Source organism: Alteriqipengyuania flavescens (assembly GCF_030406725.1).
GTDB classification, from domain to species: domain Bacteria; phylum Pseudomonadota; class Alphaproteobacteria; order Sphingomonadales; family Sphingomonadaceae; genus Alteriqipengyuania_B; species Alteriqipengyuania_B flavescens.
Map to the genome: position 1 here is coordinate 749,426 of NZ_CP129107.1, position 19,223 is coordinate 768,648.

The 19,223-nt window shown below is 66.3% G+C and carries 19 protein-coding genes; 5 read left to right on the forward strand and 14 right to left on the reverse strand.

Translation table 11 applies throughout. From position 1 onward, the window contains the following. Nucleotides 1-4: 4 nt before the first annotated feature. From QQW98_RS03940 to QQW98_RS03950, 3 genes are read left to right on the forward strand one after another with little or no spacing between them, the layout of a single operon-like run. Entirely contained in the window at nt 5-1,237 is a 1,233-nt protein-coding gene (locus tag QQW98_RS03940) for a CoA transferase (protein ID WP_290136247.1), read from the forward strand. Then, nucleotides 1,234-2,466: an acetyl-CoA C-acetyltransferase gene (locus tag QQW98_RS03945; protein ID WP_290136248.1), complete on the forward strand. Its 1,233-nt coding sequence runs from the start codon at nt 1,234-1,236 to the stop codon at nt 2,464-2,466. Before QQW98_RS03940 ends, QQW98_RS03945 begins: the two co-directional genes overlap by 4 nt. Next, nucleotides 2,463-3,335, forward strand: coding sequence for an FAS1-like dehydratase domain-containing protein (locus QQW98_RS03950; RefSeq protein ID WP_290136249.1), 873 nt, complete (start codon nt 2,463-2,465; stop codon nt 3,333-3,335). Before QQW98_RS03945 ends, QQW98_RS03950 begins: the two co-directional genes overlap by 4 nt. Here QQW98_RS03950 and ppk2 read toward each other — a convergent pair. Next, entirely contained in the window at nt 3,304-4,083 is a 780-nt protein-coding gene (ppk2, locus tag QQW98_RS03955) for a polyphosphate kinase 2 (RefSeq protein ID WP_290136250.1), read from the reverse strand. The two genes, QQW98_RS03950 and ppk2, sit on opposite strands and share 32 nt — an antisense overlap. A 104-nt stretch (nt 4,084-4,187) precedes the next feature. On the opposite strand from ppk2, the gene phhA reads away from it, so the two are divergent. Continuing rightward, nucleotides 4,188-5,081, forward strand: a complete 894-nt coding sequence (gene phhA / locus QQW98_RS03960) for a phenylalanine 4-monooxygenase (RefSeq protein WP_404800885.1) — start codon at nt 4,188-4,190, stop codon at nt 5,079-5,081. Between the two features lie 15 nt (nt 5,082-5,096). Here phhA and QQW98_RS03965 read toward each other — a convergent pair whose 3' ends face one another. The 6 genes from QQW98_RS03965 to QQW98_RS03990 all read right to left on the reverse strand — a co-directional run bounded on the left by QQW98_RS03965 (nt 5,097) and on the right by QQW98_RS03990 (nt 11,881). Next, complete coding sequence (locus QQW98_RS03965) at nt 5,097-6,140, reverse strand: LacI family DNA-binding transcriptional regulator (RefSeq protein WP_290136252.1); 1,044 nt, start codon at nt 6,138-6,140, stop codon at nt 5,097-5,099. Between the two features lie 63 nt (nt 6,141-6,203). Further along, a complete protein-coding gene (locus QQW98_RS03970) occupies nt 6,204-6,500 on the reverse strand; it encodes a hypothetical protein (RefSeq protein ID WP_290136253.1) in 297 nt (98 codons plus the stop codon). Nucleotides 6,501-6,573: 73 nt separating this feature from the next. Continuing rightward, the gene (locus QQW98_RS03975) at nt 6,574-6,843 is read right to left on the reverse strand and encodes a hypothetical protein (protein ID WP_290136254.1); all 270 of its coding nucleotides are present in this window, start codon (nt 6,841-6,843) and stop codon (nt 6,574-6,576) included. 75 nt (nt 6,844-6,918) lie between these two features. Further along, complete coding sequence (locus tag QQW98_RS03980; RefSeq protein ID WP_290136255.1) at nt 6,919-7,731, reverse strand: undecaprenyl-diphosphate phosphatase; 813 nt, start codon at nt 7,729-7,731, stop codon at nt 6,919-6,921. An 81-nt stretch (nt 7,732-7,812) separates the two neighbouring features. Further along, nucleotides 7,813-9,924, reverse strand: coding sequence for a M13 family metallopeptidase (locus QQW98_RS03985; protein WP_290136256.1), 2,112 nt, complete (start codon nt 9,922-9,924; stop codon nt 7,813-7,815). Between the two features lie 142 nt (nt 9,925-10,066). Next, nucleotides 10,067-11,881 (reverse strand): ABC transporter transmembrane domain-containing protein, encoded by a 1,815-nt coding sequence (locus QQW98_RS03990; protein ID WP_290136257.1) that lies wholly within the window; start codon nt 11,879-11,881, stop codon nt 10,067-10,069. Nucleotides 11,882-12,060: 179 nt separating this feature from the next. Here QQW98_RS03990 and QQW98_RS03995 point away from each other — a divergent pair, with 179 nt between their 5' ends. Next, nucleotides 12,061-13,293, forward strand: a complete 1,233-nt coding sequence (locus QQW98_RS03995; protein ID WP_290136258.1) for a polyhydroxyalkanoate depolymerase — start codon at nt 12,061-12,063, stop codon at nt 13,291-13,293. Here QQW98_RS03995 and QQW98_RS04000 read toward each other — a convergent pair whose 3' ends face one another. The 7 genes from QQW98_RS04000 to QQW98_RS04030 all read right to left on the reverse strand — a co-directional run bounded on the left by QQW98_RS04000 (nt 13,294) and on the right by QQW98_RS04030 (nt 19,210). After that, a complete protein-coding gene (locus QQW98_RS04000) occupies nt 13,294-13,905 on the reverse strand; it encodes a DUF4126 domain-containing protein (protein ID WP_290136259.1) in 612 nt (203 codons plus the stop codon). It abuts the gene before it with no gap. A gap of 39 nt (nt 13,906-13,944) precedes the next feature. After that, entirely contained in the window at nt 13,945-14,565 is a 621-nt protein-coding gene (locus tag QQW98_RS04005) for a hypothetical protein (protein WP_290136260.1), read from the reverse strand. Nucleotides 14,566-14,660: 95 nt separating this feature from the next. Continuing rightward, a complete protein-coding gene (locus tag QQW98_RS04010; RefSeq protein WP_290136261.1) occupies nt 14,661-15,842 on the reverse strand; it encodes an acetyl-CoA C-acyltransferase in 1,182 nt (393 codons plus the stop codon). Nucleotides 15,843-15,887: 45 nt separating this feature from the next. Next, nucleotides 15,888-16,337: a MaoC family dehydratase gene (locus QQW98_RS04015; protein WP_290136262.1), complete on the reverse strand. Its 450-nt coding sequence runs from the start codon at nt 16,335-16,337 to the stop codon at nt 15,888-15,890. A 152-nt stretch (nt 16,338-16,489) separates the two neighbouring features. After that, complete coding sequence (locus QQW98_RS04020) at nt 16,490-17,611, reverse strand: acyltransferase family protein (RefSeq protein WP_290136263.1); 1,122 nt, start codon at nt 17,609-17,611, stop codon at nt 16,490-16,492. After that, nucleotides 17,608-19,008, reverse strand: coding sequence for a putative O-glycosylation ligase, exosortase A system-associated (locus QQW98_RS04025; protein ID WP_290136264.1), 1,401 nt, complete (start codon nt 19,006-19,008; stop codon nt 17,608-17,610). The genes QQW98_RS04020 and QQW98_RS04025 overlap by 4 nt, the downstream gene beginning before the upstream one ends. After that, nucleotides 19,001-19,210, reverse strand: coding sequence for a hypothetical protein (locus QQW98_RS04030; RefSeq protein ID WP_290136265.1), 210 nt, complete (start codon nt 19,208-19,210; stop codon nt 19,001-19,003). The genes QQW98_RS04025 and QQW98_RS04030 overlap by 8 nt, the downstream gene beginning before the upstream one ends. Nucleotides 19,211-19,223: the final 13 nt, after the last annotated feature.

Consider the following 19,223-nt stretch of genomic DNA (forward strand, 5'->3'; position numbering starts at 1 on the left):
GCCCATGCACGACCTGCTTTCCGGCCTGTCGCTCGTCGAGGTGTCCAGCTTCGTCGCTTCGCCCACGGTGGGGCTGTATTGCGGGCAGATGGGCGCGGAGGTCATCCGCGTCGACCATGTCGCGGGCGGGCTGGATTACGACCGCTACCTGCTGACCGGCGAAGGCCGCAGCCTGGCGTGGGAAAACCTCAACCGCACGAAGAAATCGGTCGCACTCGACTTGCGCAGCGGCGAAGGGCGCGAGCTGTGCGTGGCGCTCGCCGCAAAGGTCGGCCAGTGCGTGACCAACGTGCCGGAAACCAGCTTCCTGTCCCACGCTGCCATGGCAGCGAAGCGCGGCGACATGATCTCCCTGCGCATCATGGGCTGGCACGATGGGCGGCAGGCGATGGATTTCACCGTCAACGCCGCCAGCGGCTACCCGCTGATGACCGGGCCGGCAGAGTGGGAACAGGCCAGCGCCCCACCGGTCAACCAGCTGATGCCCGCCTGGGATTTCCTGACCGGCGCCTATTCCGCCTTCGCCCTGCTCGCCGCGCTGCGCCGCCGCGATGCGAGCGGCGAAGGCGCGGAAATCCGCATCCCGCTGGGCGATGTCGCCATCGGCACGCTCGCCAATTCCGGCACGATGGCCGAAATGCTTTATCGCGGCGCCGACCGGGAACGGCTGGGCAACGCCATCTGGGGCGCGTTCGGCACCGATTTCCGCAGCCGGGACGGAACCCGCTTTATGGTCGCCGCCCTCACGGCGAAGCAGTGGGCCGGGCTGGTCGAGGCATTCGACGTCGAAAGCGAGATCGCGGCACTGGAAGCCGAGCTCGGCGTCCGCTTCGCCGACGGAGATACGCCGCGCTTCGAGAACCGCGAGCGGCTGGCCGCGCTGTTCCAGTCCGTCGCCGGCCAGCTCGATTGGCCGGAACTGGAAAGGCGCATGGGCGCGGCGGGCACTACCTTCGAACGCTATCGCACCCCGTACGAAGCCTCCACCGACCCGGTGCTGGTGGGCGAAAACCCGCTGTTCGGCCCTTCCCCGGACAACCCCAGCGGCTTCGACTATCCCGCCGCCCGCAGCTTCGCCCATCTCGGCGGCGAGGAGCGCGGCGATCCGCTGCCCGCGCCGTATCTGGGGCAGCACAGCGAGGAAGTGCTGGCGGAAAAGCTCGGCCTGTCGTCGGGTGCGATTGCCAGACTGATCGATGCGGGCACGGTCCGCACCAGCGACAAGGAAACCCAATGAGCACCATGCGCCGCGTAGCCATCGTCGACCCCGTCCGCACGCCGGTCGGCAAGTTCCTCGGCAGCCTCGCCCCGCTCGAAGCAGGTGCGCTCGGCGCGGTCATCATCAAGGCGCTCGTCGAGCGCACCGGCGTCGATCCCTCGCGCGTCGACGACGTGGTCTTCAGCCAGGGCTACGGCAGCGGCGAGGCCCCGGCCATCGGGCGCTGGAGCTGGCTTGCAGCAGGCTATCCCATCGAAGTGCCCGGCTTCCAGCTCGACCGCCGCTGCGGCAGCGGGCTGCAGGCGGTCGCAACCGCCGCGATGATGGTCCAGACGGGCGTGGCCGACTGCGTGCTGGCGGGCGGCGTGGAAAGCATGTCGAACGTCGAGCATTACACCACCAAGGCGCGGCACGGGGCGCGGATGGGCGACATGGTTCTGTGGGACCGGCTGACGCGCGGCCGCTTGATGAGCCAGCCGATCGAACGCTTCGGCATCATCACCGGCATGATCGAGACCGCAGAGAACCTTGCCAAGGATTATGCCATTTCGCGCGAGGCGTCGGACGAATTCGCCGTCCGCAGCCACCGGAACGCCGCCGCCGCGTGGGCGGCGGGCAAGTTCGACGCGCAGCTTGTCCCCGTCCCGATCCCGCAGCGCAAGGGTGACTCGGTGATCTTTGCCAAGGACGAGGGATTCCGCGAGGATGCGGACATGGAATCGCTCGGCGCGCTGCGCCCCATCGACGGCAAGCGCGATCCCGACGCCATCGTCACCGCAGGCAATGCCAGCCAGCAGAACGATGCCGCTGCCGCCTGCCTGGTGGTGGCAGAGGACAGGCTGGAGGAGCTGGGCCTCACGCCCATGCTGTGGTTCGACTGCTGGAGTGCGGCGGGCTGCGACCCCAGCCGCATGGGCATCGGCCCGGTGCTTGCGGTCGAAAGGCTGTTCGCGCGCACCGGCAGGGGCTGGGACGATATCGGCCTGATTGAGCTCAACGAAGCCTTCGCGCCGCAAGCGCTTGCAGTGCTGACGGGCTGGGGCTTTGCCGAAGACGACAGCCGCCGCGACATCGTCAACGTCAACGGATCGGGCATTTCGCTCGGCCACCCCATCGGCGCGACCGGTATCCGCATCCTTGCCGACATGGCGCACGAAATGCACCGGCGCGACGTGCGCTATGGCCTCGAAACCATGTGTATCGGCGGCGGCCAGGGCATGGCCGCGATCTTCGAGCGCGCCCTGTGACCAACACCGGCGAGGGGGACTGGAGCGACTGGATCGGGCGCGAACAGCGCCAGACCGACCGGCTGGACGAAGCGCTCGCCGCGCGCTGGTGCGCGACGTTCGACCGCAAGGTGCCCGCGGATGGCGTCATGCCGCAGGGCATCCACTTCTGCCTCTGCACGCCCGAAGCCCCGACTGCGATGTTGGGCGACGACGGCCACCCGCTGCGCAGCGACGCGCCGGACAGCTTCCTGCCGCCCGTCCCCCTGCCCCGCCGCATGTGGGCGGGCAGCAGCATCGCCTTCCACGCCCCGCTTTCGATCGGCGCGCAAGTCGAGCGGACGAGCCGCATCGAGAGCATCACGCCCAAGAGCGGCAGCCGCGGCGAGATGGTGTTCGTCGAAGTGGGCCACGAGATCCGCGCCGATGGCGACCTCGCGGTGCGCGAAGTGCAATCGCTCGTCTATCTCGAGGCGCTTGCGCCGGATGCGCCGCTATCCCCGCCCCCGACCGGCGAAGCGCGCTTCGATTACCGCGCATGGGACACGGCCAGGGCGGTCGCGCCGCCCGAGGTGCTGCTGTTCCGCTATTCCGCGCTGACGTTCAATACGCACCGGATCCATTACGACGCGCCCTATGCGCGGGAGGTCGAGCGGTATCGCGGCCTCGTCGTCCATGGTCCGCTCACCGCCTCGCTGCTCCTGCAGATGCTGCCGCAGCCGGTGAGCCGGTTCACCTTTCGCGGGCTCAGTCCCGCCATCGCGGGCGAGACGCTCCACCTTGCGATGCGCGAAGGCGAGAGCGGCATCGAGATGGGCGCATTCGCCGCAGACGGGCGGCAAGTGACGAAAGCCGAAGCTAGCCTGCCGGATAATCCGCAATCGGCCTGAGCACCGAATAGGTTTCGGCCGCAGGCTCCCGCCCCAGCGGTTCCATCGTGATCGGCTCGGGCTCGCAATCGGTGTCCGGCAGCCGGTCCAGCAAATCGCGCACCAGCGTCAGCCGCCCGCGCTTCTGATCGTTGAAATCGACCAGCGTCCACGGGGCATATTCCGTATGCGTCGCCTCCAGCATCGTCCGGCGCGCGTCGGTATAGGCATCGTACTGCTCGCGCGCGGCGAGGTCGATGGGCGACAGCTTCCAGCGCTTGAGCGGATCCTCCAGCCGCTCGCGCAGCCGCTCTTCCTGCTGTGCCTGGTCGGTAGTCAGCCAGTACTTGAACAGCAGGATGCCGTCATCGACCAGCATCTTTTCGAACGTCGGCGCCTGGCGCAGGAACTGCGCGACCTGGTCGTCCGACGCGAAGCCCATCACCTTTTCCACCCCGGCGCGATTGTACCAGCTACGGTCGAACAGCACGATCTCGCCGGCGGTCGGCAGGTGCTTCACGTAGCGCTGGAAATACCACTGGCCGCGCTCTTCCTCGGTCGGCTTGCCGAGCGCGACGATGCGGCACTGGCGCGGGTTCAGTCGCTCGCTCACCGCACGGATCGCGCCGCCCTTGCCCGCCGTGTCGCGCCCTTCGAAAATCACGACGATCCGCTGTCCGGTCACGCGGGCCCAGCGGGCCATGCCGACCAGTTCCTCTTCCATCGGCTCGATCAGTTTCTCGTAGTCCCGGCGCTTCAGCTTGCCCATCGCGGCGCGTCTCCTGCACATTTGTTCGGCAACGCTGGCAATGCTAAGGCAAATTTATGGCGACCGCACCCGAATTGAGCCGCGACTACAGCGCGATCCCCGAAATGCCGGACGACGTCTTCACCGCGCCGCTGAAGCGGCCGGAACACGTGGGCGAAGACTGGCTGGAGCCGAAGCAGACCGAGTACGACAGCGAGGACGACGCGATCTGGAACGACTTGTTCGCGCGCCAGATGGACATATTGCCGGGCCGCGCGGCAACCGCGTTTCTCGAAGGCCTCGAAAAGCTCGACCTCGGCAAAGGAGGCGTGCCCGAATTCGGTGCGATGTCTGAAGAGCTGGGCAAGCTGACGGGCTGGAGCGTGGTGCCGGTGCCGATGCTGATTCCGGACCACATCTTCTTCTGGCACCTTGCCAACCGGCGCTTCCCGGCGGGCAATTTCATCCGCACGCGCGAGACGTTCGACTATATCCAGGAGCCCGACGTCTTCCATGACGTGTTCGGCCACGTGCCGATGCTGACCGACCCGACTTTTGCCGATTACATGCAGGAATACGGCAAGGCCGGCTGGCGGGCGATGGAATACAACCGGCTGAAGGCCCTCGGCTCGCTGTACTGGTACACTGTCGAATTCGGGCTGGTGCTGGAAGGCGGCAAGGATTTGCGTGCCTACGGGGCGGGCATCCTCTCCGGCCCGACAGAGGCGGTCTATGCGGTAGAGGCGGAAAGCCCCAACCGGATCATGCTGAATGTCGACCGCGTGATGCGCACCGATTACGTCATCAGCGACCTGCAGCCAACCTATTTCGTGATCGAGAGTTTCGAGGACCTGTTCCGCCAGACGGTGGAGCGCGATTTCGACCGGCTCTATCGCAATCTCGGCCCCGGTTTCACCTATGCCAACACGGCGGTGATCGACGTGGACAACGTGCACACGCGCGGGACGCTGGAATATTCGCTGCGGGGCGGGCGCGGATCGGGCGCGAAACCGGTCTGACGCCGGGCGCGCGGCTTACCTTCGCACGCTGGCGCGTTCGATCAGCCGCACCGGCACCCGGGCGCTGAGCGCGTCTTCCCGGGGGTCGAGCCCCGCGTCGATCAGCAGCTTGGCCGCCGCGCTGAAATCGGGCTCGATCGTGGTGAGCGGCGGTTCGCACAAAGCGCCGCCGCCCAGCCCGTCGAAACCGATGATTCCGAAATCCTGCGGCAATGCCACCCCGCGCGCGCGCAATTCCGCCACCGCGCCGAATGCCATCGCGTCGCAGGCCGCGAACACGGCATCGGGCGGTTCGCCGCCGTCCAGCAGGTCCGCGATCGCCGTCCGCCCCTGGTCCTGCCGCGTCTCGCCCGACCCCGCGGCAGCGGCCAGCGGTTCGAGGCCGTTTTCACCCAAGGCCGCGCAATACCCGCCATAGCGTTCGGCAAACTGGCGCTGGCTGGAGGTCGTGTCGCCGATAAAGGCGATGCGCCGGTATCCTGCGCCCAGCAGCACATCGACCGCCAGCCGGCCGCCGGCCATGTTGTCGGACCGGATCGCGGCGTGGTCGTCGAAGGGAGAGCCCCAGAACGCCATGTGCGGCTGACCGTCGTTGGCGGCGCGGAAATAGTCCCACGCGGGCTGATTGGTGGTGGTGCCGATGACGATGACGGCGTCGGCCTGCCCGCGCTCCACGAATTGGGAGAAGAAGCGCTCTTCTTCCGACTGGAACGAGACGAGCGAATGCAGGCCGCGGTCGGCCGCTTCCGCGCAGACGCTGCCGAGAAGGGCGAAGTTGAACGGGTTGACCGAACTCGGCGGCGCCCCCGCTTGGCCGATGACGACCACGGCGATGGTCTCGGTCCGCCCGCTACGCAGCCGTGCGGCGCGGTCGTCGATCTGGTAGCCGAGCTTGCGAGCGGCCTCCACCACGCGGGTGCGGGTCGCCTCGGTTATGGCGGCAGAGCCTGCAAGCGCGCGCGAGACGGTGGACTGGCTGACCCCGGCAAGCTCCGCGACATCGTAGGAGCGGACGCGCAGCGGCGTCTTGCGCTGCGTGGCCTGTGTCTCGTCGGTCATCGCCGTCTCCCCTCGCGCGGTCGATAGCACAACGCGGAAAGGGGAAAAGGGCCTTCGGGCCGCTTATTCCGCAGCGATGGGCGGCGCCGACGTGGCCGGCTCTGCCGTGGGTGGCGCGGGCACTGGGGACGGGTCCTCGTCCAGCCGGTCGGACGCCTGCTGCAAGGCATCGAGTTCGGCCTCGCTCTGACCGGTCGCCACGTCGAGCGCTTCGCTGGAAGGGCTGATATCGCCGATCGCCTCCGCCTCGGCTGCCGCTTTCGTGTCGGTCTCTTCCGCACCGATCTCGGCGTCGCCGCTATCGCTGCATGCGGCCAGCGTCAGCACAAGGGCGGCTGCCGGAATGAAGTTGCGTGTCACGTGCGATCCTCCCGTCGAAATGAGGACGGCGTTGTGAACGCGATTTCGCGGAAAGTGAAGTGGGCCCTGCCGCTCAGGCGAGCGTGTGTTTCTTCGCAAAGCGCAAGGCGAATACAGCGAGGACCGAGCCTATGGTCGCCGCAGCCAGTGCCCCCAGACCGACAATGCCCGCAAAGACATTGCTGGTGCCGAAAACGGCGTGCGACAGGATCGGAAAGACCAGCGCACCCGCCGCGGCCGCCCCTGCGTACAGGCCGATGCCTTCGGTGCGGTCGACCGCAAACCCGATGGACATCGCCCACCCGATCGCGGCACCCAGCAATATGAGGACGGCTATGCCCATGACACCTTTCTTGCGTTACGTGATTCCATAACGTCGAATGGTGGCAATGGGTTCCACGCAGCGGTGTTCCCGTTGCTAACGAAGCGCCAGCCAGGCGACGGCGGCGGCGCCGATCACGATCCGGTACCACGCAAACGGCGCGAAACCGTGCTTGGAGACATAGGCGACGAAGGCCCGGATCACGACCAGCGCGACCACGAAACTGACCGCGAAACCGATGGCGATTTCGTACCAGCCGACGGTCATCGTGCCGGCAGTCAGTTCGTCCCCCTTCTGGATCAGTTCCAGGGTGGTTGCCCCGATCATCGTCGGCACCGCGAGGAAGAAGGAAAACTCCGCCGCAGTCTTTCGATTGATGCCCATGGCAAGCGCGCCCATGATCGTCGCGCCGCTACGGCTGACGCCCGGCACCATCGCCAGGCACTGGGCAAGGCCCACGCCGATCACCTGCTTCATGGGGAGGTCGGCCACCTTGGTGTCGCCGCGCGGGTTGGCGACCTTCTCGATGCCCAGGATGGCGATGCCGCCGATGATCAGCGCCCACGCCACGATCGACGGGCTGCCGAGCATGATGTCGATATAATCCTTCAGCGCCAGGCCGAGTATGGCCGACGGCACGAAGGCGAGGATGATGTTTCGGGCGAAGCGCAGCCCTTCGCTTTCCAGCTTCAGCACCCCCATCCCGGCATTCCAGAAGGTGGTCCAGTACTGGTAGACCACCGCCAGGATCGCGCCCAGCTGGATGACCACGTTGAACATGGCCCACTGCGCGGCATCGTAGCCGAACAGTTCAGAGGCCAGGATCAGGTGCCCGGTCGAGGAAACGGGCACGAATTCGGTCAGGCCCTCGACGATGCCGAGGAGGATTGCGGTCAGCGTGGTGTTCATGGGCGCACCCCCTCAAAGCGAAGCGGGCCCGAGTCAAGCGACCCGGGCCCGCAAACGGCGATTAATCGGAAAAGCGAAGGCTTACCAGATCTTCACGCGCTCTTCCGGCGGCAGGTACAGTTCATCATCCGGGGTGACACCGAAGGCATCGTACCAGGCGTCGATGTTCCGGACCACGCCATTCACGCGGTACTCTTCCGGGCTGTGCGGATCGACCTGCAGGCGCTGCCGACCGATTTCCTCGCGCTGCATGGCACGCCACACCTGCGCCCAGGCGAGGAAGAAGCGCTGGTCGCCGGTCAGGCCGTCGATCACCGGTGCCTCTTCGCCGTTCAGCGACAGCTGGTAGGCGCGGTAGGCAAGGCTGAGCCCGCCGACGTCGCCGATGTTCTCGCCCAACGTGAAGCGGCCGTTCACGCAGGTCTCGCCGTCGTCATAGGGGCAATAGGCGTCATATTGGGCCGCCAGCGCATCGCCGAGCTCGGTGAAGCGGGCCTTGTCTTCCGGCTGCCACCAGTCGCGCAGCGTGCCGGTGGCATCGTATTTCGCGCCCTGATCGTCGAAACCGTGGCCGATTTCGTGGCCGATCACGCCGCCGATGGCGCCATAGTTCACGGCCGGGTCGGCGCTGGCGCCGAAGAACGGCTGCTGCAGGATGGCGGCCGGGAACACGATCTCGTTGAAGACCGGGTTGTAATAGGCGTTCACCGTCTGCGGCAGCATGAACCATTCGGTCTTGTCGACCTCGGTGCCGAGCTTGGAGAGGTTGTCCTTCATGCCCCATTCGGCCGCCGCCATGCGGTTGGCCAGCGGGTCGGACGTGATCGTCAGCCCGTCATAGGTTTCAAAGCTGTCGGGATAGCCGATCTTGGGATTGAACGAATTCAGCTTGGCGAGGGCCTGCGCCTTCGTTTCCGCCGTCATCCAGTCATTTTCCTCGATGCTGTCCGCCATGGCGAGCCGCAGGTTGGCGACCAGTTCGTCCATCGCTTCCTTGCTGGCAGCGGGGAAATATCGCTCGACATAGACCTTGCCCAGCTGTTCGCCGAGCATGCCCTGCGTGGCCGCGATCGCACGCTTCCAGCGCGGCTGCTGGTCCTGCGCACCCGATAGCGTCTTGCCGTAAAAGGCGAAGTTAGCCGCATCGATGTCGCTCGGAAGGACCGAAGAATTGCTGTTAAGGAAGGACTTGGCGAGATAGGCCTGCAGTACCGGCAGGTCGGTGCTTGCGATCAGCTTCGCCATTGCCGGCAGGCCGCCGCCAATCTTGGCGAGGTCTTCTGCCGTGAGGCCGAGCGTCTCGATCTCTTCGGCGGTCGGCGGCATCTGGCTGACGTCGAAGGCATCGACGTCGCCCAGGTCCATCGCATTGAGCATGGTGGCGAGCGGGAAGCCTTCCGTCGCCGCGTCCAGTTCCGCGCGGGTCAGCTTGTTGTAGGTGAGGTCCGCGTTGCGCAGCATGGTGCGGTCCCATTCCACCATCGCGACCTGCTTTTCGAAGGCGTAGACGGCCTGCGCCGTGGTCGCCGCATCGGCGTAACCGGCCTTGTCGAGCAGGAAGGTGAGGTAATCCATGTAGGCGGCACGGATCGCGGTGTTACGCTCGTTATCGACGAGGTAGTAGTCGCGGTCCGGCAGGCCCATGCCGTCGAAGCCGACGCCCACGATGTAGGTGTCCGGGTCCTTGCTATCCACGGTCACGCCGCCGCTGATGAGGGACGGCATGCCGGGCTTCGCCATCACGGCAGCCAGCTCGGTCAGGTTCGAAGCGCCGTAGATCTCGCCGAGATACGGATAGGCCGGGGCCATGCCCGCGGCATCGATCGCATCGGTGTCGAGGTAGGACTTGTAGGCGGTGGCGATGCGGGCCTCGGTGCTGCCGGCGGCGAAATCGCCGTCTTCCAGCTCGTCGACCAGCGCCTTCACATCGTCGCGCGACTTCTCGCCGAGCAGGGTGAAGGCACCGAAGCGCGAATATTCGGACGGGATCGGGTTAGCGTCGATCCACTTGCCATTGACGTAGTCGAAGAAGTCGTCGCCCGGATCGACCGACTGGTCGAGCAGTTCGGGCTGCACGCCCCAGCTACCGAAATCCATTTCCGGCGTGGTGCTTTCGCCGTCCTGGGCGAGCGCTGGTGCGGCCATGGCCAGCGCGGCGAGCGAGGCGCCTGCGGCGAGCATTGTACGAAGCATAGAAATATCCTTGTCCCTAAAAATTCTCGCGCCGGACCCCCGCCGGCGCGCATGCGCGCAAGAATAGCGGCAAACTGCCGTATTCTCTAACGCTTCGTCGATGAACCGGCACTGTTCGTCGAAGCGGCCCGAACGCGAGGGCTCAGGCAGCATCCTGGAATTGCAGCGAGGCGAGGCGCGCATAGAGCCCGCCTGCCGCATTGAGCTCCGCATGGGTGCCCTGCTCCACGATCCGGCCTTCGTCCATCACCACGATCCGGTCAGCGGCGCGCACGGTGGCGAGGCGGTGGGCGATAACCAGCGTGGTGCGGTCCTGCATCAGCGTGTCGAGCGCGGCCTGCACCGCGCGTTCGCTTTCCGCATCGAGCGCGCTGGTCGCCTCGTCCAGCAGCAGGATTGGCGCATCGCGCAGCAGCGCCCGGGCGATGGCGATGCGCTGGCGCTGCCCGCCGGAAAGGCGCGCGCCGCCTTCACCCAGCTGCGAATCCAGCCCTTCCGGCAGGTCGCGCAAGAAGCGGCTGGCGTGCGCTGCCTCCGCCGCTTCCCAGATCATGGCGTCGCTCGCGTCCCAGTTGCCATAGCGCAGGTTGTCCCGCGCACTGGCGGCGAACAGGCGGCCATCCTGCGGCACCAGCGCGAAGCGCCGGCGGATGTCGGCGGGATCGGCGGCCGTGAGCGGGATGCCGTCGAGCCTGACGGTACCCGCCTGCGGATCGTAGAACCGCTCGGCCAGCTGGAACACGGTCGACTTGCCCGCCCCCGAAGGGCCGACCAGCGCCACGGTCTCACCCGGCTCTACCGTCAGGCTGAAATCGGCCAGCGCGGGCGTGTCGGGCCGCGTAGGATAACGGAACGTGACGTTGCGGAAGGACAATGACCCGCGCGGTGGCTGCGGCAGGGCTTGCGGGCGCGCCGGCGCCTTGATCGCCGGTTCTTCCTTCATCAGCTCATTCAGGCGGCTGGCCGCGCCGGCCCCGCGCAGCAGCTCGCCATAGACCTCGGTCAGCGCGCCGAATGCCCCCGCCACCAGCCCGCCGGTCAGCACGAAGGCGGCGATGGTGCCGCCGCTGATCGTGCCTTCGGCCACGCCGATCGCGCCGCGCCACATGAGCAGGGTGATCGCGCCGAAAATGAACAGGATGATGATCGCGGTCATCGCGCTGCGTAGCAGGATGCGCCGCCGGGCCGTGTCGAAGGTGCGCTCCACCGCGCCGGCGAAGCGGGCCTGTTCGCGCGCTTCCTGGTTGAAGCCCTGGACGATCTTCATCGCGCCGAGCGTTTCCGCCACCATCGAGCCGACATCGGCGATCCGGTCCTGGCTCGACCGCGAGACGGAGCGGATGCGCCGCCCGAACCACGCGATGGGCAGCACGACCAGCGGAATACCGATGACGAGGCCGAGGGTCAGTTGCGGCGCCAGAGTGAACAGATAGATCGTCCCGCCGATGCCCATGATGACGTTGCGGAGAGCCACGGACACGGTGGTGCCCACGACCTGCTCGATAAGCGCGGTATCGGCGGTCAGGCGGCTGGCGATCTCGCTCGGCGAATTTTCCTCGAAGAAGCCGGGCGAGAGGCGCAGCAGGTTCTTCTGCACGTCGGTGCGGATGTCGGCGACCACGCGCTCGCCCAGCCAGCTGACGAAATAGAACCGCAATGCCGTGCCGATGGCCAGCACCACTACGATCAGCAGCAGATATTCGAACCAGCGCCCGATATCGGCGGGATCGCCGCCTTCGGCAAAGCCGCGGTCGATGATCAGCTTGAAGCCCGCCGGGATTGCCAGAGTGGCAGAGGCCGTCACCAGCAGCGCCGCGCCCGCCAGCGCCAGCTTGGAGGGATAGGCCAGCGCCGCCTTCCACACCATCGCCAACGGCCCGATCGAGCGCGCAGGCTTGGCCGCAGCGGCATCGATGGCGCCGGCGTCCGGCTCTGGCTGGTCTTGGGTTTCGGGCATTACGGACGCCTTACATCAGCGGTTGGCCGCTGCAAAGCTGGGGCCTCGCGCCGCCGATACAAGCCACGCTTGCCGGAGCAAATCGGGCGCTGCTGCATTGCACAATAAAACGCAAAGCGCCACATAGCGGCTACGAACCGCCCGCGAGCGCCAGTTCGCGCGGCCAGCAGGGGATTACAGTGCTTTATAACGCTTACGAGATGCAGCGGCAGTTCCTGTCCGGCGCTAGCGCCTGGGCGGCTGTTAGCGCGCAGTGGCTGACCAATCCGCGCAACCCGCTCGGGTACCTTGGTTTCACGCCGATGATGGCGAGCGCGCTCGACGTGTTTTCCCACGCTTCGGCAAGCTACGGCAAGCCCGCCTTCGGGATCGAGACCGTGCCCGTGGACGGGAAAGACATGGCGGTCACCGAAACCGTGGTCGAGCGCCGCGCGTTCGGCGATCTCAGGCATTTCAAGCGCGACGGCCTGCCCGAAGATGCGCCCCGCCTGCTGATCGTCGCCCCGATGAGCGGTCATTACGCCACGCTGCTGCGCGGCACGGTTGCGCGGATGGTGGAAAGCGCGGAAGTCTGGGTCACCGACTGGGCCGATGCGCGCACCGTCAATGTCGATAAGGGCACTTTCGACCTCGACGATTACATTGATTACCTGATCGACTTCCTCGGCGTGATCGGGCCGGATGCGCACATGCTCGCCGTGTGTCAGCCCAGCGTCCCCGCGCTGGCGGCAACGGCGGTGATGGCCAAGTCGGGCGATCCCAACCGCCCCGTGACGCTCACCATGATGGGCGGGCCGATCGACACGCGCCAGTCGCCCACCACGGTCAACGACCTTGCCATGCAGCGCCCGCTCGCGTGGTTCCGCACGCAAGTGATCACCACCGTGCCGCTGCAATACGAAGGCGCCGGACGGCGTGTCTATCCGGGCTTCCTGCAGCTGGCCGGGTTCATGACCATGAACCTGGGCGAGCACATGATGAGCCACTACGAGATGTTCAAACACCTGCGCGCCGGCGACGACGAGAGCGCGGAGAAGACCAAGGATTTCTACGAGGAATACCGCAGCGTCTGCGACATGACGGCGGAATTCTACCTCCAGACGGTGGAGGAGGTGTTCCAGAAGCACTCGCTGCCGAAGGGCGAATTCATGCACCGCGGCGAACTGGTGGACCTCGGCGCCATCACCGACACCGCGATCCTGGCCATCGAGGGCGAGCGTGACGATATTTCCGGCATCGGCCAGACCCGCGCCGCGCTCGACATCACGCCCGGCCTGTCGATGAAGCACAAGAAATACCACCTCGCGCCCGGCGCGGGCCATTACGGCATCTTCAATGGCAGCAAGTGGCGCGAACAGATCGCGCCCGTGGTCGAGGAATGGATGGCGTCACACCCTGCCACGGGCGGCTGATCACGCGCTTGGCGGAGGCTGCCGCGGCTTGCCGAAGCTGAAGATGCGGCGGATGACCCGGCGCGCGACGATCAGCAGCCAGATCACCAGCGCAAGAAGCACCAACGCGATGATCCCCGCCGCGACCGGGTATTCGTAGGCTAGATACAGCAGGCCCGCCGTCGCCACGTCTTCCATCGTCGAGACCGCGACGTTGCTGACCGGCTCGGGGCTGGTGTTGACGACCGCCCGCGCGCTCGCCTTGCCGCCATGGGCCAGCAAGGCGCCGCCTCCGCCGAGCAGGAAGGCAATGACCTGCATCGCGGGGTCTGCGGGATCGACGATGGCCAGCGCCAGCAGCGCGCCCCCCACCGGCCGCACCAGCGTGTGAATCGTGTCCCACACGCTGTCGAGCCATACGACCTTGTCGGCGAAGAACTCCGCCAGCGCGCCGATGGCGGCGATGCCCATCACCCACGGATTTGCCAGCACGTCGAGCGAGGCGAGATGGTCCGGCAATGGGATCGCCCCCAGCCGCATGGCGAGGCCGGTGGCGAGCACGCAAAGGTAAAGACGCCAACCAGCGAGCAGGCTGACGCTTCCGGCCAGTCCGATGATTTCCATGATGCCCATGGCGCGGCACGATGCGCCCGCACCGAAGTGATGGCAAGTCTAACGCGCGTCATCTCCGACCATACGCGGTTCGGCTCCGGTGCAATCGAAACCGACAGCGAGCGTATCGGCCAGTTCGCGTGCCCGGCGATTGGCCTTGTCCACACTGCCCGCGACTTGCCCGATCGTGCAGCCCGCTTGCTCCTCCGTCCCGATGCGCTCGACCATCAGGACCGTGCGGCCCTGCGCCTGTTCGGTCGCATCGAAGAGGCGGTAGATGATGGCAAACGGCGCGCCATCTTCCAGCCGCCACTCAATCGTTTCGGGTGGATTGTTGAAGGCCCCGAGGGTCTGGAAGCTTTCTCCACGCACGCCGGCATCGATGTCGAACCGACCGTCGCCGTCATCGACGAACAGGGGTATCCCGCGATAGCCGGGGCAGGTCCGCTCGACCCATTGGCCCTCTTCGCTTTCAAAAGCAGTCACCTTGCACGCATCGAGATCGAGACTGGTGTAGGCGGAGGAGTGGCGGGCACCGGGGGCTGCGACCACCTCGTCGCCGGAAACGGGTGCGCCGCTCACTTGCACGCGCTCCGTCTTTGCTGGGCCGGAGCGATCGTCCGGTGGTGCGTCGCACGCAGCGGCAGTCAGTGCGGCCAGCGAAAGGGCAAGGCCTGCCATTCGGCCGGAAATGCGCGTTTTTGACATATGTTATTTACGAAAAAGACGGCCCGGGTTTCCCGCGGGCCGCCATATTTTTTCGCTTTTTGGGGAGCTTAGAGGACTTCGAACAGCCCCGCTGCGCCCATGCCGCCGCCGACGCACATGGTCACGACGACATATTTCGCCCCTCGACGTTTACCTTCGATCAGCGCGTGGCCGGTGCAGCGCGCCCCGGTCATGCCATAGGGGTGGCCGATGGAGATTGAGCCGCCGTTGACGTTGAGCAGATCGTTGTCGATGCCCAGCTTGTCGCGGCAATAGATCACCTGCACCGCGAAGGCCTCGTTCAGCTCCCACAGGCCGATGTCGTCGACCTTGAGGTCGAAGCGTTCGAGCAGCTTGGGAATGGCGAAGATCGGGCCGATGCCCATTTCGTCCGGCTCCGTCCCGGCGACCGCCATGCCGACATAGCGGCCGAGCGGGGTCAGGCCGCGCTTTTCGGCAACCTTTGCTTCCATCAGCACGCTGGCGCTGGAGCCATCGGACAGCTGGCTGGCGTTGCCCGCGGTGATGGTCATGCCTTCGCCCATCACCGGCTTCAGGTTCGACAGGCCTTCCAGCGTGGTCTCGGGGCGGTTGCCTTCGTCCTTGTCGATGGTGACTTCGACATCGCTGACTTCGCCGGTTTCGCGGTCCTTCACCTTGTGCGTGGTGGTGACGGGGACGATCTCGTCATCGAACTTGCCCGCAGCCTGCGCGGCGGCGGTGCGCTGCTGGCTCTGCAGCGCATATTCGTCCTGCGCCTCGCGGCTGATGCCATAGCGCTTGGCCACGGTTTCCGCGGTGTTGAGCATCGGCATGTAGATCGCGCCGTGCATCGCCATCAGTTCGGGGTCGGGCATGACGCGCATTTCCGGCGTCTGCACCAGGCTGATCGATTCCTGGCCGCCGGCAGCGACGATATCCATCCGGTCGGTAATGATCTGCTTGGCGGCGGTAGCGATGCTCATCAGGCCGCTGGAACACTGGCGGTCGATGGTCATGCCGGACACGCCGATGGGGCAGCCCGCCCGCAGCGCGACCTGGCGGCCTAGGTTGCCGGCCTGCGCGCCCTGCTGCAACGCGGCGCCCCACAGCACGTCGTCCACCTCGCCCGGATCGATCCCGGCGCGTTCCATCGCAGGTTTCAGCGAATAGGCGCCGAGCGTGGCGCCCTTCGTGTCGTTGAAGCCGCCCTTGTAGGCGCGGCCGATGGCGGTGCGGGCGGTGGAGACGATGACTGCGTCACGTGACATGGAGGTATTCCTTTATGGTTTTGAGGTTTTCGCGGCTCGCGGCGATCAGACGAAGTACATCGTCATCCATTCGGTGATCAGGGCGGGCTTTTCCTCGCCTTCGATCTCGATGGTGATCTCGCATGCCTGCTGCCACTGGCCGGGGCGCTTCTCGGTCATTTCGGTGAGCTTCCAGTGGCCGCGGATCTTCTTGCCGCTGCGCACCGGGTTGATGAAGCGCGTCTTGTTGCCGCCGTAGTTGACGGCCATCTTGATGCCGTCTGGCCGGGGAACGTCGCTTTCCGCGGTCAGGTACGGGATCATCGACAGCGTCAGGAAGCCGTGGGCGATGGTGCCGCCGAAAGGCGTCATCTTGGCCGCTTCCTCGTTCACGTGGATGAACTGGTGGTCGCCGGTCGCTTCGGCGAACTGGTTGATGCGTTCCTGGCTCATTTCGACCCATTCACTGGTGCCGATGTTTTCGCCGACCTTGGCTGCGATGTCCTGGGGGCTCATGCCTCTCTCCTTTTCCTGCCGATCTTGCGCTGAGTCGCGCGGGATTGCGCGCTTCATGGCCCAGCATGCCCGCCCACGCAAATGCGTTTGCGGCGACGTTACGGCATGCTGGCGCGCCCCATCGGGCGTCTGGCGGCGCTTCTATCGATGAATCAATTCGGCAGGCGGGCAGGCGTTCCGCCGAACAGGCGCGGGCGGCGCGCGTTCATCCAGCGCTGGGCGGGCTTTTCGAACAGGTGGAAGGCCGCCGCCGACACCGCCAACACAAGCACGAGGAACAGAGCGAGCGTGCCCGCGGTCAGCTGGCCGCTATCATCGACAAAGGCGATCTTGAACAGGATGAACAGGAAGAAATGCGTGAGGTAGGTCGCGTACGATACGTCGCCCAGCCAGCGCAGCGGCGCGCTGCCGAGCAGCCGGCTGGCGATGCCGCGATCCAGCGCCAGCGCCAGCAGGATGCAAGCGAAGGTGGCAGGGACGAAGGCGGTCTCCGGCAGGCCCAGCCCGAACCCGGCTACCAGTGCTGCAATTGCGCCCAGGGCCGGGATCGCAGGGCCGCTGACACGCGCGGACATTGCTTGCCAGACAAGCGCCAAAACCATCCCGGCGGCAAAACCCAGCAGGCACCGCCACAGGCCGAGCCCGGCGATGTCCTGCCCCAGCCGGTCGTGGCCATTCGCCTCGAACACGGCCCACAGCGCAGCGAGCAGCAGGGCCAGCAACGCACACAGCGCGCCGGGCCGCAGCCGCTCCCACCGTGCGACGAGCACGAGTGCGGGGAATACGACATAGGCAGCCAGTTCCGTGCTGATCGACCATGCCGGGTCGTTCCAGCTGAGTTCGTGCGTGAAACCCCAGTTCTGCAGCAACAGGATGTGCAGCGGCAGTTCCGCGATCGGGTATCCTTCGGTCGGCCTGCCGGTTGCGACCAGCACCGCGACGAAGGCTATCATCGCGGCGAGAACCGCCATGTGCAGCGGCCAGATGCGCGCGATCCGCTTCCACCAGAAGGCCGGCGCGCCGCCCCAGCCCTCGCTGCGCAGTCGCGCGCCGTAATTGAGCCACATGACGAAGCCCGACAGCATGAAGAACAGGTCCACGGCGAGGTAGCCGCGGGCGAACACGGCGATCACATCGCCAGGAAACAGGTCCAGGCTTGCCAGGCGGATGTGGTAGAACACCACGAACCACGCCGCGATACCGCGCAGCCCCGTCAGCTGGTGCAACTGCGGGATCGCGGGTCGCCCGCCCTGCGGCAGGGGCGGCGCGATCACGCGGTCGCTCCGCCGAAAGCCTTCCCGGGCATCTTGCGCGCCCGGTGCTGCGCCAGCCGTGCCTTGCGCTCATCCTCAGCCAGCCGGGCATCGTCGCTGCGGATCGCATGTGCCAGCGCGATCTGCATCGACAGGACGATCAGGATGAAGGGCTGGTAGGCGATGCCCACGAACAGCGAACCGAACAGGAAGACGACCTGCACCTGTTGCAGCGCATTGGCGAGCGCGGCCCAGCGCGCCATCGCCGGATCGCCCGACTTGCGCAGCCTGCGCCGCAATCGCTCCATGCCGACAAGCCCGGTCAGGTGGAGCAGCGCCCACAGGCCGAAGCCGACGAAGCCCTGCTCGCCCAGGACCTCGAAATAGGCGGAATGGAAGGCGCGGCCTTCATCGGTCACTTCCTGCCGCTGCATCTCGACCACACCGCCACCGACGTCGACCTTCTCCACCGTCTCGTAAGTGAAGCTGTTGCCGAGGAAGGCGTCGAACCCGCCGCCGAGCGGCTTATCGCTCACGAAATCGAGCGTCCACTTCCACACCTGCACGCGGGTGGAGGCGCTTTCGTCTGCCTGGTAGCTGGTGATCGTGCCCATCCGCTCCTGGAAGCTGTTCGGCAGGAAAGGCAGCGAGAGCAGGCCCAGCGCCGCCGCCGCTCCGATATAGAGGAACCGGTGCCTGACCGTGCGCAGCAGCAGCAGGCCGAGAACCGCGATGCACAGCAGGCCCGTGCGGGTGGAGGTGCCCACCGGGATCAGCAGGCAGGCGAAGGTCATGCCCGCGGCATAGAGCATGGTCAGCCGGTGGCGGGCGGGCAGCAGCGTTGTGTGGCGCGCCACCCACCAGATCAGGGGGATCACCGCGATGGCCGCGGTCGAGAGCGTACTGCCTTCGTAAATGCCCGAATTGTCCTGCGTCAGCGTAACGAGGACGCCGTAACCGCCGCCACCGAAGATCGTCTTGATGCCGCCGGAAATCACGATCGCGCTCATCGACAGGACGAGCACGGTTATCGCCGCCTCCAGCCGCAGCTTGGTCCGAAGAGCCAAGGGCAGGAACAGCGCGAACAGCATCGACTTCCACACCCACGACCATTTTTCCGCCGCTGCTTCGGGGAAATCGGCAAAGCTCGTCGTAAAAGCGCACCACGCCAGCAGCGCGAACATCAGCCCCATGCGCACCGACAGGCGGCTGCCGTGCTTGTTGTCGAACAACAGCCAGCCGCCGAACGCCAGGACGAAGGTGACCAGCGAGATCTTGAGCGAGGGCATCAGCGTCCAGCCGATCTTCTGCGGCGCGACGATGTCGACGTAAAGATAGGCGAGTACCCAAATGAAGGGGCGCCGCAAGCCCAGCGCGATCAGGCCGAGCACGAACAGGACCAGAGCGAGGTCAAGCATCGCTTCTGCTCTCCCCGTCCGCCTTGTCGCGTGCCGCCATCGCCGCCCTGTGGCGGGCCCCGGCACTCATCCTCGTGGGCATTTCCCCCGCGGCTTCGGGGGGCACGACGGTGCCATCGTCCAGGTCGTCGCGCAGCAGCAGCTGCCAGCAGACGTAGAGGATGAGCGCATGGCTCACACCGATGGCGAGATTGTCAATCACCCGGGCGGCCTAC